The following is a 25,282-nucleotide window of genomic DNA, read 5'->3' on the forward strand; positions in this document are numbered from 1 at the left end:
CCTCGGTTCTGAACGTTAGGTTGATATGCTCAGAAGGTAAGTTTTGGATTAAGCGGCATGCTCGATTGAAGTCTGTCCTGCGATCAGCGCGGCAAGGTCGATCATCAGCGCAGGCCCTGTGCGGGTTTCGACGAGGCCGCTGGCGACACTGGCCCATTCCGCACCGAAACCTCCCGGAACACTGCCCGGTTCGCCGATGGCAGAGGTGATGTCCTCGATGGAATCGATCCGAAGCGCATAGGAATAGCCCGAGGAGGCGACCACAATGGCGCGGTGATCGAGCGCATAGGCGTTCGGATCGAAACCGATGGCGCGGCGGCAATCGATGACAGTCAGCGCCTGACTGCGCATGGCGGTGAGGCCTGCAATGAAATCAGGCGTGCGCGGTACGGGCGTGATGGTGCCGATCTCGATCACGGATTGCACGTCATTCGCCCTGAAAGCGCAGCGTCGGCCAGCGATCTGGCACATGACCAGTAGCTCGTTCATCAGCGATTGCTCCCGCTTGCACGTGCCGCATTGGATGCGGAACGCAGGGCTGCGACCAGTCCATCGCGATCATAGCGATAGATCGTCTCTTCCATATTGGCCCCATCCGGAATGTCGCGAAGCCGGATGACCGGTGCCGCAAATTCAACGTCAAGCGCGAGGGCCGCCTGGTACTCGTCGTCGAACCAGATTGCGACATCCTGGTCGCCATCCTGATCGTCGGCGATCTCGTAACCAGCGGCGGTGACAAGCGGCGCAAGGATCGTGCTGGCCCATTCGGTCTGCGGGATGCGGCAAATCGGTTTGATGGCCGCTTCCGGGGTTTCGCCGTAGCGTGCGAACAGCGCGTGCCCGTCGATCAACGTGACGGTTTTGCCATCGACCAGCGTGACCGCTTCGATCATCGGATCGGTGTCGACCGGCCTCAGTGCATCGACAAGCTCAACCGCGTCGTCGATCTCGCGCACTGCGTGGACCAGCTGGCCCGATCCGTCGGTCAGGCGCAGCAAACGGACCTTTTCGGCAGGCAGTGGCCCGTCAGGCAGGCCCACCAGCGGCAAAATTACGCCGTCGATCACCGCTCGAGGGCGGTCGCCTGTAAGGTCGATGGCACCGACAGGCGCGGTTTCGATGCGCTGCACCAGCTCAAGCCGCACGGCACAGCGACGGCCGTCAAAATCGGTAAACAGCATTGCGCGCATGGCAGGTTTTTCGGATTTGGCCTGTTCTTCCTCAGCTCCCCGGAAGACGCGGCTGCGGGCATCGGATGCAAGATCGTGCTGCGACGCGATGTTCGTCACGTCGAGCAGCAGCACCGGCTGCCCATCGTCGAGCAAGGTTGAGCCAGCATAGACGCCCGCTTTCATGATCGCAGGAGCCAGCGGTTTGACGACGAGGTCCCCATGCGAATGAATACGGTCGACCGCGAGCGCGAACAGGTCACCGCTCGCAAGTCGCAACATGACCATCGTGCGTTGCTCAGCGGGCGTATCGCCTTCGTCCAGACCGAGCGCGTCGGTCAGCATGAGGCATGGCACGCGTGCATCGCGGAAGGTGACGAGCGCGCTTTCTCCGGCACGGGTGAAGTCGAGTGCCTTGGATGATGCGTGGATGATCTCTTCGACGTAGCTTTGCGGTATTGCGAACCTTTGCTCGCCGACTTCGACCGTGAGCCCGGCAATGATGCTGAGCGTGAGCGGGATCTGAAGGGTGAAGAGTGTGCCGACCCCCGGAGTTGAGCTCACTTTGATCGAGCCGCCGACGCGCTCAAGATTGTCGCGCACCACATCGAGCCCGACGCCGCGTCCCGATACGTTGCTGACTTCCTCGGCGGTGGAAAATCCGGGCTCAAAGACAAGTTGGAGGATCGCATCGCGGCTCATCTCCGAACGCTGGGCGGCGGAGATCAACCCGGTGGAGACCGCCTTGGCCGCGATCTTTTCTTCCTCGAGCCCGCGTCCGTCGTCGCTGACCACGATCGAGATCGTGTTTCCAGCCTGACGCGCGGCAATCGAGAGGAGGCCCGTTTCACGCTTGCCGATGGCGAGGCGGTCAGACGGTTTCTCGATCCCGTGATCGATCGCGTTGCGGATGATGTGAGTGAGCGGATCCCGTATCATTTCGATCATTTCGCGGTCGAGTTCGACATCGCCGCCTTCAAGATCGATCAGAACCTGTTTTCCAAGCTCGTTCGACAGGTCGCGCGCAAGCCGGGGCAGCGCGCCGAACAGGGTCTCGATACGCTGCATGCGCATTCGTGTGATCGCATCGCGCACATCGGAAAGGATCGTGGTGAGCCGTTCGAACGGACCGTCAATCGTCGGCTGCGTGCCCGCCTGACGCAGGCGATGCGCAAGATCGTTGCGCGCCAGCACCATGTCCGACACACCGCTCATCACCCGGTCGAGCAGGTCGACAGGCAGACGGATCGAGCGCTGGGCAGCGGGCGCTTCCGTTTTTTTGGGAGAGGGCAGCTCGTTTTCGCCCGCCGGCTCGGGGTCTTCGACCGGTTCTGATCCTGCGTCGATGACATCTCCGGTCACGGCCTCGGCACCGGGCTCCAGCGCAGCGATCAGTTCGTCATCGCCGCCTTCGGGGAATTCCTCGCCAGCTTCGATGACATCGACCATCTGTGCGATCCGGTCGATGATTGCGAGCACTGCGGTAACCAGTGCAGCATCAGGCGTGCGGCGCCCGGCCCGGCAATCGGCAAGGGCGTCTTCAGCCGCGTGGCTGAGACCAGCCAGACGCGGGAAATCGAAAAAGCCGCAATTGCCTTTAACCGTGTGTACGAAACGGAAGATGGTGTCGAGCCGCGCACGGTCCGCCGGATCGGCTTCCCAGGCGACGATCTCGCCTGCGCTGGCTTCCAGCATTTCCCGTGTCTCTGCGACGAAATCCGCCAGCAGGTCATCCATGACGCGCGTGCCCCTCTTAGACTTGGAAGTCTGTATGGACACAGATGGTTAATGATTGCCTAGCGCCGAGCTTTTATCATGGGCTCGCTCTTCTATTTGGGCGCGCGCCGGACCAGAACAAGCCATACCAGCGCGGCGCCGGTCAATGCACCGAAGATATTGGCTGCAAGTTCAGCGGTGTAAATCGCAGCACTACCCCACGATGCCTGAAGCAGCCAGGCGACCGGCAGCATCACCAGAAACACGCGAGCAACGGACTGGCCCAATGCGAACGAGGCCTTGTCGATCGCGTTCAGGATACCATTCGCGACGATCAGGATGCCAAAGCCCGCATAGCCCCAGGCCGCGATCTTCAGATACAGCGCGAACTCCTCGATCACGGGCTGCTCGTCAGTGAATGCTCTTGCAAATGTCTCACCCGCAGATGTCAGCAGGACCGCAGTGCCAAGCCCCCAGACAACGCAGAATATCCCCGCGTAAAGGGCTGCGCTTCGTGCTCGCCCGTACTCTCTTGCGCCCCAGTTCTGCCCGACGATCGAACCGATCGCTCCGGAAAGCGCGAGGAGTGGAACCGTCGCAAAACTCTGCAATCGGCCAGCAGCCCCGAACCCTGCGACCGCATCCTGCCCGGCGGTGGCGATCAGCGCGGTCAGGATCGACAGCCCGATCGGATTAATCGCGTTCGAGAATGCCGCCGGCCCTGCGACCTTGGCGATGCTCGACGCGGAATCGGCAAGGTTCGATTTCGCAAGCAGCGAGGGATTGAGCGGGATGTCGGTCTGCTTGACCAGCACCAGCGCCATCGCCGCGCCGCAGCCCCATCCGATTATGGTCGCATAGGCCGCGCCCACTATGCCGAAGCCCTCGAACCCGCCAAAAAGAAAGTCGGGTGAGCCGGTGATCAGGATCGGATCGAGTATCCAGTTGGCCGCGGCATAGGTGATGCTGACCACGCTTGTGCGGCGTGCCTCACCCTGTCCGCGCAGGATGCCGTTGAAGCCCATGATTGCGAGGATCAGCGGGAAGCCGAGCGCGAAGGGCTGCATGTATGTCCGGATGAGCGGCATCAGATTGTCCGGCGCATTCATCAGCCGGAACAGCGGATCGTTCAGCGCGAACAGGGCAAGGCCAATGACAACGCCTGCCCCGACCGCAAAGACGAGCCCGAAATTGGCCCGGCGCGCGGCGCGCTCGCGGTCTCCTTCGCCCAGAGCCCGAGCGACCACCGAATTGATCCCGACCATGACGCCCACGCCGAGCGAGGTAAGCGCGACCGAAATCGGGAAGATGAAAGAGATCGCCGCGAGCGCGTCTGACCCCAGCTGTCCGATGAAGTATGCATCGACGAGACCAATCGACATGATGGCTGCGACGCCGATGATTGCGGGCAGGGTCTGTCCGACAAGGTGGCCGGTGATGCTGCCTTGCGTGAGCTTCGCGCTCGCGGATTGTTCCGCTGTTTTATCCGTGTCGCTCATCGCTGATCAGCGCCTAGCCGCGCGCAGGGGCTGGCGCAAAGTGAAATCCTTGTGCTTGGGCGAATTGGCGTGCGATAAGAGAAGCCAAAGTTCAGACATGGAGAGACATCAGATCATGGCGACCCAGCTCAAGCCCGACAACAGCCTCGAAGGGAAGGTCAGCAAGGAAGAGTGGCAGGCGCGGCTCGATCTTGCGGCGTGTTACCGGATTTTCGACCACCTTGGCTGGGGGGAATCGATCTATAATCACATCTCTCTTAAGGTTCCGGGTGAAAAGGACACGTTCCTCATCAACCCGTTCGGGCTGCTCTATGATGAAGTGACCGCCTCGAACCTCGTCAAGATCGACGTAGAGGGGAATAATGTCGGCGGATCGCCTTACATGGTGAACAAGGCTGGCTTCACTCAGCACGGCTACTTCCACAAGCATCTCGGCAGCCGTGCCGACGCGATCTGCCATGTCCACACGACCGCGACCATGTCGGTGTGCAGCCACAAGGATGGCTTGCTCCCGATCAGCTTTTACGCCTGCAATTTTCAGGATCAGATCGGCTATCACGACTTCGAGGGCGTGACCGTTCGCGCCGAGGAAGGCGAGCGGCTGGTGCGCAACCTTGGCAATCACTCGATCCTGATGCTGCGCAATCACGGCCCGGTAGTCATGGACGGCACGATCCAGGGCATGTTCGTCAAGATGTGGGCGCTTCAGCGTGCTTGCGAGATTCAGATCGCGACGCTGTCCCAAGGTGAGCCGCGCATAGTGCCTCAGGAAGTGATCGACGTGCACCAGCGTGACCTGTCCGTCATGGCGAGCCAGGGCGGCGCGGGCGTGTTCGATTTCGAAGCGTGGAAACGCCGGATCGACAAGATCGACGACAGCTGGCGCAACTGATTTTACCGAGAGATAGGGCCAGCGCATGCCGCGCATGACCGTTAACGACCGGCCGGTCGAGTTCGACCTCGATGCCAATATGCCGCTGCTTTACGCGCTGCGTGAGGCGCTGAACCTCACCGGCACCAAGGCGGGCGGTGGCGGCAATTGCGATTGCGGCGCGTGCATGGTGCTGGTCGATGGCGCGGCGCTGCGGTCGTGCAGGATCACTCTGGCAGAGGCAGAGGGGCGCTTCATCACCACGATCGAAGGCGTGTCGCGCGACCGTTCGCATCCGGTGCAGCAGGCGATGGTGGCCGAACAGGCGGTCCAGTGCGGCTATTGCACGCCGGGTATCGTGATCGCGGCGGCTGCGCTCCTTCAACGCAATCCCGTGCCCTCGCGTGCCGAGATCGAGGACGCGATCCAGAACATGTGCCGCTGCGGCGTCTATCCGCGGTTGGTGAGCGCGATCCAGCGGGCAGGGCGTGTGGCCCAGCGCGGCGAGAGCATTGGCGCAGCGCCCGCTCCCGGCATTGCGCCCGAAGACGCCGCCGCGATGGTGCCTGCGCTGCGAACGTCCTCGGATGCCGAAGCACCCGAGGACTGATTTCGCCTAGAAACGCCCGTTGATCGCAAAGCGCGCATTGAGCGGCGCGCCGACACTCGCCTGATGGGTCGAGTGCGAGTTCGGGAAGTACAGCGTGTCGGTCAGGTTCTCGACATTGACCTGAATGCGCCAGTTCTCGCTCACATCGTAAAAGGCCGACGCGTCGATGCGCGTGTAGCTCGGCAGGATCGCGCTGTTCGAATTGTTGATGAAGCTTTCGTCCTGGTGGGTCAGGCCAACGCCGATGCCGAAGCGGTCGGTCACGGTGATGGAGTTCCAGATCGAGAACATGTTTTCAGGCAATTCGCGCGGGCGAAGGCCGGTGGGGCCGGTCTGATCGACCTGCTCGCCGTCGAGATAGCTGTAGCCTGCCGAAACCTGCCAGCCGGGCATGACTTCGCCCTGAAGCTGGAACTCGAAGCCGGAGATAGTCGAATCGACCACAACCAGAAGCGCCGGGTCGGTGTCGTCGACTTCGGGCGTGCTCTGCTCGATCTCGAATATGGCGGCCGTCAGGCTGAGCCGGTCGAGGATGTCCCACTTCACCCCGGCTTCAAGGTTTGTGAACTGATCGGGATCGAGCGCCGCAGCATTGCCGCCGAGGTCCGCGAATTGCTCGCCCGAACGCGGCAGGAAGCTTTCCGAATAGCTCGCATAGATCGAGATGTTTTCCTGCGGCTTGATGATGAGGCCGCCGCGCGGTGAGAATTCCTCGTCCTTGCGGCTCTGAACCGCGCCGCCATTGGCAAGGTCGACCACCGTCAGGTCGAAGCTGTCGAAGCGCCCGCCGACCACGAGGTTGAGCCATTCGGTCAGCTCGATCTCGTCCTGAATGAAGAGCGAGAAGACCTCAAGGTCGCCGTCGGTGAAATCGTTGAGGTCGCTGAACGCAACCGTCGTGACCTGACCCGAAGCGTTGACGCCGACCCCGCCGCGAAGGGCCAGCGGGCGCTGGACCGCGAAGATTTCGTTGTCGTCATTGGTCTGGTCCCAGACCGGGTTGAAGCGATCATTGACCGATTGCGTATTGATATATTCCGCGCCGATCAGGAGCGTGTGGCCGACACTGCCGGTTTCGAACTCACCCACGAGGTTGCCCGACAGGATCAGATTTTCGCGCGTCGTCGTGTCGACATAGCCATCGGTAGTGACCTCGCCGGGCGTGTTCGCCTGGTCATATCGCTCGGCATAGAAGTTGGAATAGAGCTTGTCGTAGTCGCCATAGAACGCGCTGACGACGCCCTTCCAGTTGTCTGAGAAATTGTGCTGGAGATTGGCACGCAAGAGATGCGCCTCGAGCTCATGGAAATTGAGTTCGGGATCGCCGAAGACGATTTCCTCGAATGCTTCGACCGGGCGGCCATCGGTGCCCGTCACGATACCGCGATCGATGAAGCGGTCGTGGTTCGCATATTCGTATGCAAGGTCGAGCGTGGTGTCTTCGCCCAGCGCGATGCGCGCGGTCGGGTTGATGCCGATGCGCTCACCGTCATAGAAATCGCGGTGGTTGTTCAGGCTTTCGTACGAAGCGTTGAGCCGGAAGGCGAAGGTTTCGGACGAGGACAGGTTGATGTCGCCCTGAACGCTGAACTCGCCGAATGTATCGACCGCAACCTGACCGCCTGCAAAGTTCGCGCCAAGCTCGCCCTTCTTGGTCACGCGGTTGAGCACGCCGCCCGTACCGCCGCGCCCGAACAGCAGGGCGTTGGGGCCGCGCAGGATCTCGACCTGCTGAAGATTGTAGAGCCCGCGATAATACTGAACGTCGTCGCGAATACCGTCGATGAAGAAGTCGGCGGTCGAACGAACGCCGCGGAAGACGATGGCATCGCGGTGGCCTTCGCCCTGCGATGTGTTCACGCCGGGCGTGTAGTCGATGATCTGGCCGATGCTGGTCCAGCCACGTTCTGTGATCTGTTCTTCGGTCGTGATCGTGAGGCTTTGCGGGACGTCGATGATCGGGGTCGGTGTCTTGACCGATGCAACGACGCTCGACTGAAGAACGTCGCCGGTCACCAGAATATCCTCGCCCTGCGTCTCAAGGATCGGTCCGTTATCGGACAGCAGGTCGGTGTTCTGGGGAGCTGTATCTTCGGCAGCAGCCGGGAAAGCAATCGCAGCGCTCGAAAGGAGGAGCGCGGCGCGTGAAAGTGTACGGTTCATCATGTCCCTTCCGATTGACATGGGCGCGCTATTGAAAACTATTCTCATATTCAACCGCTAAAATGAGAATCGCTCTCAAAGCGCGCCCGGACCTGTCAAATGCCGGATCTGTGTGGCAAATCAGCCACCCGAGCGGGCGGTGCCTGCCTCGATCAGGGCAACGGCCTGGGCGGCCGCGTCGTCCGAATCGGTCTCGCCCTTCTTGATCGCGTCGGCGAGTTCGAGCAGCTTTGCCGCGATCTCGGTGCCGTACTGTGCCTGTTGCGCGATGCGGATGCCGCCGTTTGATTCGGCAACCTCGTCCCATTCGGCGCGCACCGCCTCCCAGTAATCCGCGGTCTGCTCCCAATAGGCTTCAGCGGCTGCGACATTGTAATCGTCGAAGCGTTCGTAAGTGTTGAGCACATATTCCTGAACGACCGGGACCAGCTCGCCGCTACCGGTTTCGGCAGGCATCATCTTGGTGTTGTCCTGCCAGTGGATCCAGCCGGTGGGGGTGATCTGGTGACGGTTGATCCCGACATAACGGTCGTAAATGGGGTCGCGCACAGCGTCGCGCCGGGCGAGCGGGCGGGTGGTCCAGTTCGAGCGCCAGCGCTTCACGCCATGGGTGGTTTCCCACTGGCCCCAACCGGCATAGCGCGGGCTGTCATCGACCTGCCAGACGGTCTGCGACCAGCGGCCAGCGCGCATCGCTTCGGGAACCGCGGTCATCTGCCACGTATCGCCGCCTTCATAGGTGAGGATGGCCTCAGGCTCGTACTGCCAATCCTGACGCCAGTGCTTGACGACGTAAGGGTTCTCTTCATCACCCACGACAAGAAGGTGCTGGAGCACGATCTTGGTCCCCGTATCCTCGATCACGCGCACGCTTTCATAGCCGCCCGACAGCTTTGGCTCGAGCGGGTCGTACCCTTCCATCCAGGCGGTGGATTCGCGCATGTCGAAAGTGACCTTGAAGTCGCCTGCCATGGACAGGATCGTTTCGCGGTCGGCCTGAAATGCGGCCTGTTCGGCGGCCGCACTGAGCTCGATCGGGTCGTCGGCGAGCGCTGGGGCTGGGGCGGCGGCGAATGCCAAGCTGGCAAGGCCAGCAAGCAGGGTGGTCTTGGCAAGTTTCATCATGGGTAATCTCCCTTTCAACGTCAGAATTGGAGGCTCGCCGAAACGCTCACATTGCGTCCCGGACGGGTGAAGGCACCGGCGATGCCGCGATCCTCGACGCGCAGGCCGCGCACGTCGGACCACACGGCGTATCGTTCATCGAAGAGGTTGAAGATCCCGGCGCGCAGTTTCAGCGCCTCGGTCACTGCGACGAAAGCGGTGAGGTCGAACACGGTCGAGGCTTCGGGGCGGATGAAGAGGTCGGTTCCGTCGGCGGCGCGCTCGACGTCATCCGCGTCCTTGCGCGCGTTATGGGTGAGGATCAGCTCCGCTCCGAACCGGCCCTGCGCATCGCGATAACCAAGACCAGCGACAAGATTGTACGGATCAACCGTGTCGAGCGGGGTGCGGCTGCCGTCGGCATTGATTATGTCGCCATTGGCATAGGCGATGGCGAGGCGCGCATTGACGCCGCTATCTAGCTCCATCGATCCCTTGACTTCGAATCCGTCAATCTCGACCTCGGTGAAGTTGACGAACTGGAAGATCGCCGGGTCTTGCGGTGTGAAGGAACCGCCCACGATCTGCTGGTTGATGAAGTCGTCATAGTCGCCTTTGAAGCCGACCACTTCGAGGGCGAAGATGTCGCCTGTATAGCGGGCGCCCAGCTCCCAGCTCTCGCTGGTCTCAGGACCGAGATCGGGATTGGGAAGCGAGGTGTAGCCGCCTGCGAGAAATTCGAAGAAGTTGTTCACCTGGCTTGGCGTCGGGGCGAGGAAGCCTTGCGCGTAATTGGCGAAGATCAGGAAATCGTCCGCAAACTTGTAGGTCGCGCCGACTTTGGGTGAGAGGCGGCTGTCTGACTGGCCTTGCGGATTGAATGTCGTAAGCAGCGGGTCGTCGGTTGGATTGAGGTCGTAGAAGTCGAACCTCAGCGCCGGATACAGCGTGAGCGCACCGTCGCCAAAGGTGATCTCGTTGGCGATGAAAACGCCGCCAAGCGTGAAGTCGGTGACCGGAAAAGCGCGCGTCGGAAAACTTTCGCTGCGGCCGGGGAAGGTGCCATCGCGCAAGCCCTCCTGCCGGGTCCAGCTGACATCTCCGCCAAACGCGATGGTGTGCGACACGGCGCCGGTCGCAAAGCTGCTGCGCGCCTCGGCGTTGATGCCATAGACTTCGTTCTCGAATGTGTTGAGGCGCGTGCGATCGGGGGCGGGGATGAAACCGAAGGCGGTGCGGTCTTCCTCGGTGAACTGGCGGTCTTCGGCGTCCTGATAATAGGCTGCGAGGAAGGCGTATTCGATCAGGTCTTCCGGCTGCCCTTCAAAGGTCCAGTCCGCCGAAACGCGCGCGCGGCTGGTCGTGTCTTCGGCTTCCAGCCGATCGACGTTCCAGACGGGCGCGGGCCCGAACAGAAAAGCAGGACCAAACCCGGTCAGGGCGTTGGTGACAAGCTCGCTTTCAAGCCACTCGCCGGTCAGACGCAGGCGGTGTTCGCCATTGTCCCAGACAAGCTTGCCGAGCACTGCATTGGATTCGCCGTCCTGCGGATTGGGCAGCGTGCGCGATGGCCCGACGCCGCCGATCTCGCCCTGATTTTCGAGTTCGGAGAAATCGCGGCGGGTGTAAGCGATCATGCCCGACAGGTTGCCCGATTGCGCGGCGAGGGTGGCGCTCTGGGCGAATTCCTCGTCCTCGCTCGAAAATTGGGAGCGAACGAAGCCGCCCACGCTGTCAGCGCCAAGGATGTCGACCGGGTCCGAGGTGGTGAAGCTGACGGCACCTGCAAGCCCGTCGCTCCCGTAAAGCGCGGATGCGGGACCGCGCAGGATTTCGACCTGTTTGACGAGGCTCACATCGGAAAATCCGCCGCGCCCCGCGTCCTGTGCGCCAAAGCTGAAGCCCTGCGGTGAGCGAATGCCATCGACCTGGATCAGCACACGGTTGCCGCCGATACCGCGAATGACGAAGTCCTCGTTCCGTGCACGGCCGGTCGAACCGAGCGCTGCGCCAAAGCGGGCAGGCGCACGTCGTACGGTGACGCCGGGTTCGTAGCGCACGAGGTCGCGCACATCGGTGGCAAGTTCGTCTGCGATCTGTTCGTCGGTGATGATCGAGATGGTCGCCGGTGCCTCTTCCTGGACAACCGGGGTGCGGGTCGCGGTAACTGTGATAAGCCCATCATACCTCTCGGCTTCGGCGCTGCTTTCAGTGTCTTCGGCAAGTGCGGGAAAGGCGAGGCCGGCGCAGGAGAGGAGCAGGGCAGTGCGGGCGATTTTGCGTGTCATGGAGATCCTTCTTAGTCTCGATGCGAATCTGCTAATGACAATGACTCGCAAACGCAACAAAGAAGTTGAGAATTATTCGCAAAACGGGCCGACCAACACCCAGATCGGTAATTAAGGTGGCGAAGCGGGCGCGCATCGGTTAGCGGATCATGGACAATCGACCGGCAATCGACTGGCAACAGATTGGCCCGATCACGGCTTTGGCACAGCAAAGGATGGAACCATGAAAGCGACAATCTGGCACAACCCCAAATGCGGCACGTCGCGCAAAACGCTCGCGATCCTTGAGAATCTGAAGATGATCGACCTGACCGTCGTCGAATATCTGAAAGACCCGCCCACGCGGGAAAAGCTTGCGCAGCTCTATACCGATGCGGGGATCACACCCGCCGAGGGCCTGCGTATTCGCGGGACCGACGCAACCGAGCGCGGACTGCCTGACGCCGATGCCGACACGATCCTCGATGCGATGGTGGCCGATCCGATCCTTATCGAGCGCCCTTTGGTGGAAACCGAAAAAGGCGTCGCACTGTGCCGTCCGCAGGACAAGGTTCTGGATCTGCTGTGACGCGTCTCAGCGGCGCTCGGTGGTGAGATCCTCGTCAGCCTGAAGCCCGCGCCAGCCATGCGCTGCAACGGCAAGGCACAGGGCTATGATGAGGGCGAATGCGCCCCAGTCCGAATAACCGTAGAGCCACACCCCGAGCGCGGGCGCATAGATGTAGCTGAAGCCCGCAAGGCTTGCGACCACGCCCGATGCCTGCCCCTGCTCGGCGCGGGTCACGGCGAGCGATGTGCCTGCGGTCGTACCGGGCCTGAAAAGGCCAAATCCCAGCGACGCGATGGCATAACCAAGCGCGATCACGTGAAGCTGCGCTCCGGCAGCGAGAACCGCCGTGCCAAGAGCCGCGGTAAGCACACCTGCCAGGGTTGCAGAGCGTGGCCCCAGCTTAAAGCGCGGAATGATCCCCCATTGCGCAAGCAGCGATGCAATGGCTCCGGCCATCAGGACCAGCCCAACAGGCCCAGCACCTTCCGCAGGCGTGTCTCTCAACGACAGCCGGTCGAGCACCAGAAACCCGGTTATTCCAAGGATCATGGCCTGCGCGTGCCCGCCCAGCAATTGCGCCACGATCCATGCCCTGATGCGCGGATCGGTCCATTTGAGGCGCGGCGGCTCTGCGTCCGCCTCTCCGGTCACGACCCCCGTTACCGCTTCATCCTCCAGCTCTTCATCGCTGAGCGCTTCGCTTGGTCCTGAATAGCTGGTCGCCATTCCGCGCGCTGCGAATTGCGGCTGATCGTTGGGCAATTGAAGGTGGAGAAGAACGAGAACCACGATCCCGAGCAGAGCGAAGCCGATAAACGGCCCTGTAAGGCCAAGCCCCATCAACGGCAGCACCATCAGCGGGGCGAGCGCGGGGCCGATTACCGTGCCGAGGCCAAAGCTCGACGCGATCAGGGATAACGCGTTGGTCCGCTCCGCACGCGGGGTGCGCGAGGCGACGTAGGCCTGAACGGCTGGCGGAGCGGCGCTGCCAAACCCGCCATACAGGCTGCGCGCGGCGGCAAACAGGATCAGCGTCGCAAACGCTCCGAGCCAGCCTGCGAGCCCGGCCCACAGGACGAGCCCGCAAATCACCATGGATGCCACAAAGCCGACAAGGCCCAGCGACATCATCGACTTGCGTCCACGCCTGTCGGAACGCCGCGCCCAGATCGGCGCGCACACGACCCAAAGCAGCGCCGACCAGCTGAAGGCGAGGCTGATCCAGACGTCGCTCACTTCAAGGGCGGTGCCGATCGACGGCATGACCGATTGCATCGCCGTGTTGCCTGCCGCCGTCACCAGCATCACGGTAAAGAGCAGCGCCATCCGCCCATTCGAAATCGCACCCGAAGTCTGGGCGCTTTCGTTGCGATGGATCGAGTCGCGAGAGGGGTCGGCGTCGGCCATTGCAACCGCGCTAGGCCTGCATAAGGCCCGTTTCAATCACCAACTGACCGTTGGCCGCTCTCACGCAAAAAGAGCGCTTATTCGAAAGTCTCTGCGACGTTTTTGGCGCTGGGGCCTGAAAGCTGGCCGTACATCGCCACCGCGATTGCGCAGAGCATGACGCCGCTCACCATGCCAAGCATGCCGTTTGCGATACCCAGGATAAGCAGGCTCGTCGTGCCGCCTCCGAAGACGGCAGCGATCAGGCTGAATACGCCGGTCAAAAGCAGGCTGATGAGAACGAAGATCGCGCCAAGAACCACCCAGAAAATCAGGATCATCCACTGGCTCTTCCTGGTCAGGCGGAAGCTGCCGGCGATGCCTTTGAAAGGGTTGAGCGTCCCGCCAAGGACCAGTGTCGGCATGACGAGCGACATGCGCGCCATCAACCACAAGACGAACAGTATGACCGGAAAAATTCCGACAAGGCCGAGCGCCGGCACTCCTGCTGCCCCGACGATCAACGAGATGGGCAGAGCGATGAGAAAACCGCCAAGAACATAGAGCAGCATGAAGATGATGAGCACCACAAACAGGCTCGGCACAGTCTTCGCCCCTGTGCCAAGTGCCTGCCCGACAGTCGGGCGCGCGTCGCCCATCAGTGCGACCATGGCGCCATAGCCGGTGAGCTGCACGGCCAGGGAAAGGGCCCCGAAGCCGATCACCGGCCCAGCGATCTCGGCGAGCTTTTCTGCCAGCGCTTCGCGGTCTGCCGTGGGGTCGAGGAACATCTGTATATCGGGCACGAACAGATAGGTCGCGATAGAGGGGAGCAGCACGAACACTCCGGCGATAACCACGAGCAGTTGGAAATTGCTGCGAACAAGCTCAACTGCGCGAGCCCAGCAGGCATTCATGTCGAAATTCATAAGTCTTCCCCGCGCCCCAACATGAGCGATTGGCTCTTGATCTGGTCGGTCAATGCCTCCACCGGGAAGCTATGGCAAGCATCGCCCCCGATCTCCCGCGCGATATTTCCGCAGCCAGCATCGAATGGCAGCGTGAGAGCGCGCCCGTGGCGTACACGCACGCGCTTGAGGAGATGCAGGAGCGCAACGAGGCGATTGCGGCGGGCGAGGCGCGCGAGCTTGCGTGGCTGCTTGAGCATCCGCCGGTCTACACAGCCGGGACCAGCGCCGATCCGGCAGAGCTGACCGACCCACGCTTCGAGGTGGTCGAAGCCGGGCGCGGTGGGCGATATACCTATCACGGGCCGGGGCAGCGCGTGGGCTATCTGATGCTCGACCTGGGAAAACGCGGGAAGGACGTTCGCTGCTTCGTCCACGCGATCGAAGGCTGGGTGATCGACACGCTTTCGGATTTCGGCGTCGAAAGCTGGCGCGCGGAAGGGCGCGTTGGCATCTGGTGCACCGATATTGACGGGCGCGAGGCCAAGATCGGCGCAATCGGCGTTCGCGTGCGCCGCTGGGTGACGATGCACGGCTTCTCGGTCAATCTCGACCCGGACCTTTCGCATTTCAGCGGGATCGTGCCGTGCGGGATCGACGAATTCGGGGTCACCAGCCTCGCGCGACTTGGCAAAAGCGTAACTGCAAACCAATGGGACGAGGCGCTGATAGCGCGCGCCGACGGGTTCCTCGGCGCGTTGGAGGCCGCACGACAAAAGGCATGCCGCAAATGAAGTTCAAGACCTTAACCCTGCTCGCCATCCCGGTGATGATGCTCACTGCGTGCGAGGAGGAAACGCCACAGGTCGAAGCAAGCGAATCCAGCGGCGAGGCGGCGGGAGAGGTGCTCGGCGGGACGATCAGCGACGATATGCTTCCGCTCGAAACGCTGACTTCAACATCGCCCCCTGCCGAGCCCACGCGTAGCTCGACGACCACCACCGTTACTCAGGGCGAGGACGGTTCGACCACTGTCGAAACGACGACCGAGACCAGTTCGGGTGACAGCGATGCGCCGACCCCGGCGCCGCCGGTTCCACCAGCGACGCCGGAATAGGTCGGCGGATCAGGCTGCCGCTTCGGCGGCCTGCTCTTCTTCCATCGTCGGATAGTCGATGTAGCCTTCGGGGATCGGGAAGTACCAGCTTTTTGGCACGTCCTTGTTCGGGTTGAACGCCGCGCCTGCCGCGATGCGCTTTTCAAGGTCGGGGTTCGATATGTAGGGGCGGCCAAAGCTGATCGCGTCTGCGCGGCCGCTCGATACGTCGGCGTTGGCTTCTTCGGCTCCGTAATCCGAATTGAGGATCAGCGCGCCCGAATAGAGCGAACGGATCAGCGCATCCTGCTGGGGCACATCGGTCTGGCCAAATGTACCGTCCGGGCCGGGCTGGCGCAATTCGAGGAAGGCGAGGCCAAGCTCTTCGATCACTCTGGTCGCCGCGCCAAAGGTCGCGGGCGGATCGCTGTCGTCGGTTCCCTGGCTGTCGCCATTGGGAGACAGGCGGATACCGGTGCGATCCGCGCCCCAGACATCGACAATCGCTTCGAGCACTTCGCGCATGAACCGCGTGCGGTTTTCCGGGCTGCCGCCGTAATCGTCGTCGCGAAGGTTGGTCTTGTCGCGCAGGAACTGGTCGACGAGATAGCCATTCGCGCCGTGCAGCTGGACGGCGTCGAAACCGGCCTTCTTCGCGTTTTGGGCGGCGCGGCGATAATCGTCGATGGTGCGGTTGATGTCGTCCTGCGTCATCGCGCGGGCGGTGGCATATTCCTGCTTACCTACCGGAGTATGCGCTTCGCCGGGAGCTTTGGTCTCGCTCGCCGAGAAAGGACGTTCGCCGCCGAGGAAATGCGGGTGAACGATGCGGCCCATGTGCCATAGCTGCATGGCGATCAGGCCGCCTTCTTCGTGCACGCCTTCGACAATCGGCTTCCACGCCTCGACCTGCTCATCGCTCCAGATGCCCGGGGCGCTTGGCCAGCCCAGCCCCTCAGTGCTGATGCCGGTGGCTTCGGTGAGGATCATGCCTGCGCCTGCGCGCTGGCGGTAATAGGTGCCCATCATTGCATTGGGCACAAACATCGGGTCTGCAGCGCGGCCACGGGTCAGCGGGGCCATGAAAATGCGGTTCCTGGCTTCGAGCGCACCCATGGTGAGCGGCTGGAATAAAGCGGGATGCCTTGTCTCGTTCGGCATTGGCGAAATCCTCCTGTTGGGTTTCAATTGGCTATTCACTTGGCGGCGATAGGGCTACGGCGCAAGGATGGAAAAAGGCGCTGGGTCCAAAGACAATCTTGCTGGACAGGGAGAGGCCGCGGGCTCCTCCTTGCGCGCAGGGCTTTTGCTGGCCGCGCTGCTTGGCGGGAATGTTGCGCTCGCGTTGGGACCGTGGCTGGTGAGGCTTGCGGATACAGGCCCCGTCAGCGCGGCGTTCTGGCGGCTCTTTCTCGCTTTGCCGTTTCTGATCGTGTTCGCGCGCATCGCGGGCCAGCGGCTGACCGGGATGCCGAAGAGGACATTGGTGCTGGTCGCCATCGGGTCGCTCGCCTTTGCTGGAGACCTTGCCAGCTGGCACATCGGCATCGGCATGACGCGGCTGGGCAATGCGACCCTGTTCGGCAATGCGGGCTCGATCATCCTCTTGTTCTGGGGCTTCATCATCGCAAGAATGCTGCCGCGCGGGTTCGAGTGGCTTGCGATCGTGTGCGCGCTGGGCGGGGCGGGCATCCTGCTGGGGCGCAGCCTCGACATATCGCCTGAGACATTCATCGGCGATCTGTTCTGCATCACCGCCGGATTGCTTTACGCGGTCTATCTGCTGACACTTCAGGGCGAGCGCGCGCGGTTCGGTTCGTGGAGCCTCTTGGTATGGGTCAGCATCTTTGCCGCGCCTGCACTGCTTACGCTCGCACTCGCTCTTGGCGAGCCGGTCTGGCCGACCGACTGGACGCCGATCATCGTGCTGTTCATCACCAGCCAGCTGATCGGGCAAGGCCTGCTGGTCTATTCGCTTGGGCATTTCCCGCCGCTTATCATCGGCCTTGCGCTGCTCACTCAGCCGGCGATTGCAGCGGTGATCGGATACAGTGTCTTTGGCGAGGTCCTGACCGCGCTCGATATCCTTGGCATGGTCTTGTTGGGAAGCGCGCTGGTGGTGGCGCGCACGGCGCAGCGCAAATCCGGGCCGGCGATTGCCGCCAAAAGCTAGGCCGCTAGCCGTTTCTGAAACTCGCGAAAGCGCGCCTCGACCGTGTGAAGGTCAGGCCCGACCAGCGTCTCTCGCGCCTGAGCCATCAGCAATTCGCCCTGCTTGCGCATGGCATCCCTGCGCGCGCCATCGCGAACGGGAAGGGCAGCATTGGCGATCACGTCGAGCATCACCAGCGCCGCGTTGGAACTTGCGGCAACCGCGCTGCGGATCGATCCAAGGCCGCGCGTCAGGTAGTGTTCGAAACTGTCGTAGCGCGGGATGACGGGGCAATCCTCGGCGTCTTGCCCGCAAACATCCTTGCGCAAATCGCGCCGCGCAATCTCGCTGGTCGCAGCGCCCAACCAGTGCAGCGCGGTGATCGCGGTGAAGGGATCGTTGATGCCCGGAGAAAGCGCACGAAGGCCGATCTCAACCAGCTCGTCGATCAGGAATTGCGGGTCCTGCGTCGGCGTTCGCACCGATCCGAGGGTGAAGCAGTCGCGCACCCGCTGCTCGATATCTTCAGGCTTGCAGCCCTTGATCTCCATCAGCGGGATGTCGCGGTGGACGAAGTCTCCGGTTCGCACAGACAGGGAGAATGTGCAGCCGCATCCTCTTGCGATCTCCTCGAGGTCTTCGAAGTCGATCATCTGGACGTAACCGGTGCCCCATGCGGTGAGCGGTTCGCCCTCGACCGGCTCGCGTGCGTCGCGAAACTCGTCCTCGTCTGGATAGGTCTCGCGGATTTCATCGAGCAGGCGCGCCCCGATCCGTTTCATCACCATGTTGATCCGGATCGAGGAGGGGACGTGGTGAAGGAAAAAGACCAGCACCGCGACGCAGAGCACGATGAGGGCATAGGCAACCAGCAATGAGAGCTGCGGAGCAAAGCCGGGCAACGCACTTGCCGCAGCGTCGCTTGCAGTGCTGGCGGATTCGTCCTCGGCACGCACCGATCGCAGGACGATGATGTAATAGACAAAGCTGCCGATGAAGGTCGCCAGGCTGACCTGGTTGCCTTTGTCCTCAAGGAAGTTCGTCAGCAGGCGCGGGCCGTATGTGCCGCTCGCATAGGTTACTGCCACCAGCGTGATCGAGAAGACGGTCGAGGCAACCCCGATAGTCGCGCCCGCCAACACGGTCAGGATATCGGCCGCGCCCTTGGGACGGACGGGCACGATCCACTCATAGTCGTTGAGGAATTCCGTGAACCCCTCGCGGTCGAGATAGACGGTCACCAGCGCAAGCGCCGCCGCCAGCAACGCAAAGGTCGCCGGATAGAACCAGTAATTCGCGTTAAGGCGCGCCCAGAAAAAGCGGATTTCGGCTGTCATAGGTCAACAAACGCGCGAGCCGCGCGTTCGTTGCCGACTCAATCGGCTTTGAACGGCACCTTACCCAGATCGCCCATGCCGACCGTGCCGCTTGCCATCTCCAGCATGCGGTCGAGGCTGGCCTTGGCTTTCAGGCGCAGGTCTTCTTCGATTTCGATGCGTGGCTCCAGATCGCGCAGGGCGACGTAGAGCTTTTCCATCGTATTGAGCGCCATGTAGGGACAGATGTTGCAGTTGCAGTTTCCGTCCGCGCCGGGCGCGCCGATGAAGGTCTTTTCGGGAAGCGCCTTTTCCATCTGGTGCATGATGTGCGGCTCGGTCGCGACGATCAGCGTGTCGCCTTCGAAATTCTTGGCGAAATTCAGAATCGAGCTGGTCGAGCCGACGTGATCGGCGTGCTCGATGATCGCGGGCGGGCATTCCGGGTGCGCGGCGACCGGGGCGCCGGGGTGCTGTTCCTTGAGCTTCAGAAGCTCGGTCTCGCTGAAAGCCTCATGGACGATGCACACGCCCGGCCACAGCAACATCTCGCGATTGAAATTGCGCGACAGCCATCCGCCAAGGTGACGGTCAGGGCCAAAGATGATCTTCTGGTCCTTGGGGATCTGCTCGAGGATCGTCTCGGCGCTGGAGCTGGTCACGATCACGTCGGAGAGCGCTTTCACCTCGGTCGAGCAGTTGATGTAGGTGAGCGCGATGTGATCGGGATGCGCTTCGCGGAAGGCCTTGAACTTGTCGGGCGGGCAGCTGTCTTCGAGGCTGCATCCGGCGTCCATGTCGGGCAGGACCACGATCTTTTCCGGCGAAAGGATCTTGGCGGTGTCGGCCATGAACTTCACCCCGCAAAATGCGATCACGTCCGCATCGGTCTCTGCCGCCTTGCGCGAAAGTTCGAGGCTGTCGCCAACGAAGTCGGCGATGTCCTGAATATCGGGGGTCTGGTAGTAATGCGCGAGGATGACCGCATTGCGCTCCTTGCGAAGCCGGTCGATCTCGGCCAGCAAATCGTCGCCGGTGGGCACTTTGGTCTCGATGCTCATGCGCTAAATCCCCAATAACTATCTTGCGCCCGACATAGGGATTGATGCGCCGTTTTGCGAGTGTTTTGCGCAGCGCCCCGTGCTAGCTTTCCTTGTGGGGAGAGAACCATATGTACGAGCTTGACCTCAAAGAAGCGTATTTCCCGGCGCAGACCGATACCGAATACAAAGAACGCACCATCGAAGGCGAATTGCGGGCGCAGGTTGCCGAGCGGCCGGATGCGATGGCTTTGCGCGAATTGCTGGCCGATGGCAGCATTGGCCGCGAATGGACCTATGCCGAATTGCTGCGCGATGCGGAGCGCTGCGCAAAAGCGCTTTCGGCAAGACATGCGGCTGGGACGCGAATCGCAATCATGGGCGGCAATTGCCCCGAATGGGTGCTGGTCCAGTATGGCGCCGCAATGGCTGGCCTGACGCTGGTGACGGTGAACCCCGCCTTCATCGCGCGCGAGGTCCGCTATGTGCTCGAACAATCGGGTTCGGGCGCGGTCTATTACCAACCCAATGTGCGCGGCACCGCGCTTCGCCCCATCGTCGACGAGGCAGCGGCGGGCCTGGCTGCGCATGATCACATCATCGACATCACCGATCATGCCGAATTGTTCGCCGGCGAAAATGACGGCGAGCTTCGCCCGACCGGCCCGCATGACATCGTGATGATCCAGTACACGAGCGGCACGACAGGCTTTCCCAAGGGCGTGCTGCTGCATCAGCATGGCCTCCTGCAAAGCAATCGCGACGTGTTCGTGCGCTGGAACCTTGCGCCCGGCAAAACGGTGATGTGCCCGTTCCCGCTGTTCCACACCGCCGGCAGCGCGGTCTGCGTGCTGGGCGTGATGACGCATGGGGCGTGCCTGCTGCTGGTCTCGGTGTTCGATCCGGTCGCGGTCGCCAAGGCGATCGAGCGCGAGAAGCCAGACGTGCTGGGCGGGGTTGCGACCATGATCTTCGCGATCATCGAGGCGGCGCGAGCAACCGGCACCGACGTGACCGGGGTCAAGACCGTGGTCAGCGGCGGCGCGATGGTGCAACCGGCCCTAAACAAGGCGGCGATCGAGACTTTCGGCGTGCCGATCCTGATCGTCTATGGCCAGACGGAAACCTATCCCGGCATCACCGCCGTATGGCCGGGCGATAGCGGCGAAGAGCTGTTCGAAACTATCGGCCAGCCCATCGCCCACATCGAGGTTGCAATCCTCTCGCCGCAGGACAATTCTGTTTGCGCAATCGGCGAGCAGGGCGAGATCTGCATGCGCGGCTACAACCAGATGGCGGGCTATAACGACAATCCGCAGGCCACCGCCGCGACCATCGATAAGGAGGGCTGGCTGCATACCGGCGACCTCGGGACGATGGCGGCGAACGGCTATCTCAAGATTACGGGCCGGGTGAAGGAGATGATCATTCGCGGCGGCGAGAACCTGTTCCCTGCCGAGATAGAGGCCGCGATGCTCGAACACCCGGCAATCGCCGAGGTTGCGGTCGCGGGCGTTCCGGACGACAAATGGGGCGAGATCGTCGCCTGTTTCATGCGAATGTCGGAAGGGGCCGAGCGCCCGAGCGATGACGAATTGAAATCCTTCGTTCGCGAACGACTCTCCCCGCAGAAAACCCCGGCGCACTGGGTCTGGGTGAACGAATTTCCGCTAACCGGATCGGGCAAGATCCAGAAGTTTCAGCTTGCCGAGAGCTTTGCGAAGGGTGAGCTTGGCTAGGTCATTTGGAACTGCCGCGAGGATGCGCGCGTTTATGCCCGTGTCAATGAACGGAGAACAAATGTGAGCGCGCTTGCAAAGGGACTTTACGCACTGGCCGGACTCGGCGCGCTCGGGGTCGGAGGTTTCTTCACGCTGGGGCTTGTGTCGCAGAACGGCTCCGCTCCCGGTCTTGTCGATGGCCGCCTCAGCTCATGTCCGGGCAGCCCCAATTGCGTCAGCAGTGAAGACGGGACAGCTTCGGAAAAGTCGGTAAAACCCCTGCCGCTCGGCGCGTGGGACGATGTACCGCAAGCTGTCGAGGGGATGGGCGGGACAATCACGGCCAACACATCCGATTACATCGCGGCGGAGTTCAAATCGTCCTTCTTCGGGTTTGTGGACGATGTCGAGTTTCGCAAGGGCGAGGACTTTGTCCACGTGCGCTCGGCCTCGCGGGTCGGTCATTCCGACGCCGGCGTGAATGCAGCCCGGGTGAAGACGCTGCGCAAGGCGCTTAGCCAGTAAGCTGGGTTTCGATGTCCGCATCGGGCAGGTCAGAAGGTTCATCGCCGAACCGCACTTTGACGCGTGCATTTTCGAAGCCTGCAACCTGAAGCGGGATAGCGAGATTCTGCCTCACCGCCTCGCGCGCGGCTGTGCGGGCGAGGGCAAGGACTTCGGGGTTCTTGGCGAAAGCCAGCGCGCGGCGTTCGGCCTGCTCTGAATTGTTGGCGGCAAGATCCTGAGCGGCCTGCCGCGTCACCCACACCCCTTCGGTAAAAATCCGCGCCTTGGCCTCGTCGAGATTGGGGCGCGAGGTTTGCAAGGGCGGCAGCGTGACCGTGAGCGTCTCTGCTTCGGCGTCCCATTTGAACGCGTCTTCGTCCATCCCTGAAAAGTCGATGCGGTAATCGACGCTTGCCGGGATGATCGTCGCCTGCCGCGTTTCGAGCAGATCGACGCCCGCAAAGCTGCGCGTGTCGATGCTTTCCGCGACCACTTCGAAGCGGCTGGAAAAGACGATCAGCGAGTTCTGTTTTTCGAAAGCCAGCATCGCGCTTGCGACCGGATCGCCCTCTTCCTGATAGACATAGGCCCGCCATGCGAGGAACAGGCAGGCGACCAGAAGAAGCGCCGCCGCTAGGCTGAGCATGCGTTCGCCATGCGCATTGAGCTTGCCGCCGTCTTGCCGGATCGCCGGTGCGACGCCTTCGGCCTCTTTTACACCGTCCGCCAAATCTCGCCCTCTCGTGTCGCGAGCCCGCGCTTCTCGAGGTCGATGAGATGCGCGGTCACGCTCATCTCGGCGGCGGGGATCAGGCGTTCGTCCAGACCCTTGTACATATGCGGGATGAAGGCGCTGACGGGTCGCGCTTCTTCGCCCAGCAGGCGCATGATCTGGTTCTCGCGCTGGCGGCGATGGCCGATCATGCCGCGCACCAGCTGGCGCGGCTTCGTGATCGCTTCGCCGTGGGCCGAGTGATAGACCGCGTCCTCGCGGCGCTGCAGCTTTTCAAGGCTCGCCATGTAATCGCCCATGTCGCCATCGGGCGGGATGACGACGCTGGTGGACCAGCCCATCACGTGATCGCCGGTAAAGAGCGATCCGCTCTCCTCCAGCGCAAAGCACAGATGGTTCGACGTGTGGCCCGGCGTCGCAACGGCGGTCAGCGTCCATCCCGTCCCGCGCATCTGCTCGCCATCTTCGAGCACGCGGTCGGGATCGTAGGTCGGGTCAAATGCCTCGTCCGCGCGTGGCAAGTCGGTTTTGAGCACGAGCGGCGCGCAGCCAACGACCGGCGCTCCGGTTTTCTCGGACAAAGGCGCGGCGGCGGGCGAATGATCGCGGTGCGTGTGAGTGCACATGATCGCGGCAACTTTGCGCTCGCCGACAGCGGCAAGGATCGCCTCGATGTGCGCAGCCTCATTCGGTCCCGGATCGATCACCGCGCAATCGGGGCCGTCAAGCTGGCCGACGACGTAAGTCTGCGTGCCCGTATAGGTATAAGGCGAGGGATTGGGTGCCAGCACGCGCGTTACCAGCGGTTCGACCTGATCGGCCAAACCCGTGGGCCATGGCTTGGGAGGAATGGGTGGCATGGGCTTGCATATGGGGTGAAGCGTGGCACATGTCACGCCCAAGAGAGGGATCGAATGTCTGATTACATACTCGTCCTTGACGAAGGCACCACATCCACCCGCGCCATGCTGTTTGCGAGCGATGGCGTGCTGATCGACAGCGCGCAGGAGGAACTGACCCAGCATTATCCGCAAGCTGGCTGGGTCGAGCATGATGCGGGCGAGATCTGGGAAAAGACCTTGAAATGCGCGTTAGCCCTGATCCCCAAGGCGGGCGGCGCTGCGATGATTGCAGGGATCGGTATCACCAACCAGCGCGAAACGGTGGTCGCGTGGGACAAGGAAACGGGCGAGCCGCTCACCCGCGCGATCGTCTGGCAGGATCGCCGCACTGCGCCGTTTTGCGCAGAGCTTCGCGCGGGCGGGCACGAAGAGGCGGTGCAGCGCAGGACCGGGCTGCTGCTCGACCCCTATTTTTCCGGCACCAAGATGCGCTGGATGCTCGACAACGTCCCCGAAGTGCGCGCCGCTGCCGACGCAGGCACGCTTGCGTTCGGGACGGTCGAAAGCTGGCTCGTCTACAAGCTGACCGCCGGCAAGAGCCACATCACCGATGCCAGCAATGCCAGCCGCACGCTTCTTATGGGCCTCGCGGATGACGGCTTTGACGAAGGGCTATGCGAACTTCTCGGTGTGCCCATTTCCGCGCTGCCTCAGGTGGTCGATATGTCGGGAAGCCTCGCTGAAACCGATCGTTCGGTCCTCGACGCGGCGATCCCGATTGCGGGGCTGGCAGGCGACCAGCAATCCGCGACGATCGGGCAGGCCTGTCTTGCGCCGGGAGAGACCAAGGCGACTTACGGAACAGGGGCCTTCGTTCTCACCAATCAGGGCGAGAACATACCGCTTTCGACCAACCGGATGCTTGGCACGGTTCTGATGCAGCTTGATGGCAAACGCACTTACGCAATCGAAGGTTCGGTCTTTGTGGCGGGTAGCCTTGTCCAGTGGCTGCGCGATTCACTCGGCATCGTCGAGGTCGCCAGTGAGACCGAAAAGCTTGCCCGATCAATCCCCGATAGCGGCGGCGTCACCATCGTACCCGCTCTGTCGGGGCTGGGCGCTCCGCACTGGCGGGCTGATGCGCGCGGCGTCATCACCGGGCTCAGTTTCGCTAGCGGTAAGCCGCAGCTTGCCCGCGCCGCTTTGGAGGCGATGGCGCATCAGACCTACGATCTCGCCGATGCTTTTGCGGCCGATGGGGCCCCCTGGCAGACGCTGCGGATCGACGGCGGGATGGCGGGCAATGACTGGATGGCGCAGGACCTTGCCGACATGCTCGACGTCACGGTTGAGCGGCCGAGCTTCATCGAAACCACCGCGCTGGGCGCTGCGATGCTCGCGGCTGTCGGTGTGGGGCTCTATCCCGATCTTGCGAGCGCTGCTGCAAAGATGCGCGGCGAACTCACCAGCTTCGAACCGTCGATGAGCGAGGATGTGCGCGAGGAACGTCTGGCGCGCTGGCGCAAGGCACTCGAAGCCGTCTGATGCTCGCAGAAACCGGCGTGAAGCGCCGCAAGGGCGACCGCCCGCCCGCAGCGGGCTTGTAGCGAA

General features: G+C 62.3%; 22 protein-coding genes. 9 read left to right on the forward strand and 13 right to left on the reverse strand.

Annotated elements, in window-relative coordinates; all coding sequences use genetic code 11:
* Positions 1 to 48 precede the first annotated feature (48 nt).
* The 3 genes from CD351_RS05045 to CD351_RS05055 all read right to left on the reverse strand — a co-directional run bounded on the left by CD351_RS05045 (position 49) and on the right by CD351_RS05055 (position 4,384).
* Entirely contained in the window at positions 49 to 489 is a 441-nt protein-coding gene (locus tag CD351_RS05045; RefSeq protein ID WP_111991592.1) for a chemotaxis protein CheW, read from the reverse strand.
* Complete coding sequence (locus CD351_RS05050; RefSeq protein WP_111991593.1) at positions 489 to 2,906, reverse strand: chemotaxis protein CheA; 2,418 nt, start codon at positions 2,904 to 2,906, stop codon at positions 489 to 491. Before CD351_RS05050 ends, CD351_RS05045 begins: the two co-directional genes overlap by 1 nt.
* Before the next feature lie 92 nt (positions 2,907 to 2,998).
* Positions 2,999 to 4,384: an MATE family efflux transporter gene (locus CD351_RS05055; RefSeq protein ID WP_111991594.1), complete on the reverse strand. Its 1,386-nt coding sequence runs from the start codon at positions 4,382 to 4,384 to the stop codon at positions 2,999 to 3,001.
* Positions 4,385 to 4,499: 115 nt separating this feature from the next.
* Here CD351_RS05055 and CD351_RS05060 point away from each other — a divergent pair, with 115 nt between their 5' ends.
* Positions 4,500 to 5,276 carry a class II aldolase/adducin family protein gene (locus CD351_RS05060; protein WP_111993601.1) on the forward strand — a complete coding sequence of 259 codons (777 nt, stop codon included), beginning with the start codon at positions 4,500 to 4,502 and terminating at the stop codon, positions 5,274 to 5,276.
* Positions 5,277 to 5,301: 25 nt separating this feature from the next.
* Entirely contained in the window at positions 5,302 to 5,865 is a 564-nt protein-coding gene (locus CD351_RS05065; RefSeq protein WP_111991595.1) for a (2Fe-2S)-binding protein, read from the forward strand.
* Between the two features lie 6 nt (positions 5,866 to 5,871).
* Here CD351_RS05065 and CD351_RS05070 read toward each other — a convergent pair whose 3' ends face one another.
* The 3 genes from CD351_RS05070 to CD351_RS05080 all read right to left on the reverse strand — a co-directional run bounded on the left by CD351_RS05070 (position 5,872) and on the right by CD351_RS05080 (position 11,420).
* Entirely contained in the window at positions 5,872 to 8,028 is a 2,157-nt protein-coding gene (locus tag CD351_RS05070) for a TonB-dependent siderophore receptor (RefSeq protein WP_234027237.1), read from the reverse strand.
* Positions 8,029 to 8,148: 120 nt separating this feature from the next.
* Positions 8,149 to 9,153 carry a DUF6607 family protein gene (locus CD351_RS05075; RefSeq protein ID WP_111991597.1) on the reverse strand — a complete coding sequence of 335 codons (1,005 nt, stop codon included), beginning with the start codon at positions 9,151 to 9,153 and terminating at the stop codon, positions 8,149 to 8,151.
* A gap of 20 nt (positions 9,154 to 9,173) precedes the next feature.
* Entirely contained in the window at positions 9,174 to 11,420 is a 2,247-nt protein-coding gene (locus CD351_RS05080; RefSeq protein WP_111991598.1) for a TonB-dependent hemoglobin/transferrin/lactoferrin family receptor, read from the reverse strand.
* 223 nt (positions 11,421 to 11,643) lie between these two features.
* Between CD351_RS05080 and arsC the strand changes: the two genes are divergently transcribed.
* On the forward strand, positions 11,644 to 11,988 hold the full coding sequence (arsC, locus tag CD351_RS05085) for an arsenate reductase (glutaredoxin) (protein WP_111991599.1): 345 nt from the start codon (positions 11,644 to 11,646) through the stop codon (positions 11,986 to 11,988).
* Between the two features lie 6 nt (positions 11,989 to 11,994).
* Here the strand turns inward: arsC and CD351_RS05090 are convergent, their stop codons facing one another.
* Both CD351_RS05090 and CD351_RS05095 read right to left on the reverse strand, forming a co-directional pair.
* Entirely contained in the window at positions 11,995 to 13,377 is a 1,383-nt protein-coding gene (locus CD351_RS05090) for an MFS transporter (protein ID WP_111991600.1), read from the reverse strand.
* 77 nt (positions 13,378 to 13,454) lie between these two features.
* Positions 13,455 to 14,285, reverse strand: a complete 831-nt coding sequence (locus CD351_RS05095; RefSeq protein WP_111991601.1) for a hypothetical protein — start codon at positions 14,283 to 14,285, stop codon at positions 13,455 to 13,457.
* Between the two features lie 71 nt (positions 14,286 to 14,356).
* Here CD351_RS05095 and lipB point away from each other — a divergent pair, with 71 nt between their 5' ends.
* A complete protein-coding gene (gene lipB, locus CD351_RS05100; RefSeq protein WP_111991602.1) occupies positions 14,357 to 15,058 on the forward strand; it encodes a lipoyl(octanoyl) transferase LipB in 702 nt (233 codons plus the stop codon).
* The gene (locus CD351_RS05105; RefSeq protein ID WP_111991603.1) at positions 15,055 to 15,381 is read left to right on the forward strand and encodes a hypothetical protein; all 327 of its coding nucleotides are present in this window, start codon (positions 15,055 to 15,057) and stop codon (positions 15,379 to 15,381) included. Before lipB ends, CD351_RS05105 begins: the two co-directional genes overlap by 4 nt.
* A gap of 9 nt (positions 15,382 to 15,390) precedes the next feature.
* Here the strand turns inward: CD351_RS05105 and CD351_RS05110 are convergent, their stop codons facing one another.
* Positions 15,391 to 16,521: an alkene reductase gene (locus CD351_RS05110; protein WP_111991604.1), complete on the reverse strand. Its 1,131-nt coding sequence runs from the start codon at positions 16,519 to 16,521 to the stop codon at positions 15,391 to 15,393.
* A gap of 67 nt (positions 16,522 to 16,588) precedes the next feature.
* Here CD351_RS05110 and CD351_RS05115 point away from each other — a divergent pair, with 67 nt between their 5' ends.
* Complete coding sequence (locus CD351_RS05115) at positions 16,589 to 17,533, forward strand: DMT family transporter (RefSeq protein WP_111991605.1); 945 nt, start codon at positions 16,589 to 16,591, stop codon at positions 17,531 to 17,533.
* On the opposite strand, the gene CD351_RS05120 is transcribed toward CD351_RS05115, so the two are convergent.
* Positions 17,530 to 18,849, reverse strand: a complete 1,320-nt coding sequence (locus CD351_RS05120; RefSeq protein WP_111991606.1) for a DUF2254 domain-containing protein — start codon at positions 18,847 to 18,849, stop codon at positions 17,530 to 17,532. The genes CD351_RS05115 and CD351_RS05120 overlap by 4 nt on opposite strands.
* A gap of 38 nt (positions 18,850 to 18,887) precedes the next feature.
* Positions 18,888 to 19,889, reverse strand: coding sequence for a quinolinate synthase NadA (nadA, locus tag CD351_RS05125; RefSeq protein WP_111991607.1), 1,002 nt, complete (start codon positions 19,887 to 19,889; stop codon positions 18,888 to 18,890).
* 110 nt (positions 19,890 to 19,999) lie between these two features.
* On the opposite strand from nadA, the gene CD351_RS05130 reads away from it, so the two are divergent.
* Entirely contained in the window at positions 20,000 to 21,607 is a 1,608-nt protein-coding gene (locus tag CD351_RS05130) for a class I adenylate-forming enzyme family protein (protein WP_111991608.1), read from the forward strand.
* 63 nt (positions 21,608 to 21,670) lie between these two features.
* The gene (locus CD351_RS05135; protein WP_199797905.1) at positions 21,671 to 22,114 is read left to right on the forward strand and encodes a DUF1499 domain-containing protein; all 444 of its coding nucleotides are present in this window, start codon (positions 21,671 to 21,673) and stop codon (positions 22,112 to 22,114) included.
* On the opposite strand, the gene CD351_RS05140 is transcribed toward CD351_RS05135, so the two are convergent.
* Positions 22,104 to 22,826 (reverse strand): DUF4230 domain-containing protein, encoded by a 723-nt coding sequence (locus tag CD351_RS05140; RefSeq protein WP_111991609.1) that lies wholly within the window; start codon positions 22,824 to 22,826, stop codon positions 22,104 to 22,106. The two genes, CD351_RS05135 and CD351_RS05140, sit on opposite strands and share 11 nt — an antisense overlap.
* On the reverse strand, positions 22,811 to 23,689 hold the full coding sequence (locus CD351_RS05145; RefSeq protein WP_111991610.1) for an MBL fold metallo-hydrolase: 879 nt from the start codon (positions 23,687 to 23,689) through the stop codon (positions 22,811 to 22,813). Before CD351_RS05145 ends, CD351_RS05140 begins: the two co-directional genes overlap by 16 nt.
* Before the next feature lie 54 nt (positions 23,690 to 23,743).
* Here CD351_RS05145 and glpK point away from each other — a divergent pair, with 54 nt between their 5' ends.
* Complete coding sequence (glpK, locus tag CD351_RS05150) at positions 23,744 to 25,216, forward strand: glycerol kinase GlpK (RefSeq protein ID WP_111991611.1); 1,473 nt, start codon at positions 23,744 to 23,746, stop codon at positions 25,214 to 25,216.
* The last annotated feature ends 66 nt before the right edge of the window (positions 25,217 to 25,282 follow it).

The organism is Erythrobacter sp. KY5 (genome assembly GCF_003264115.1).
Taxonomy (GTDB): Bacteria; Pseudomonadota; Alphaproteobacteria; order Sphingomonadales; family Sphingomonadaceae; genus Erythrobacter.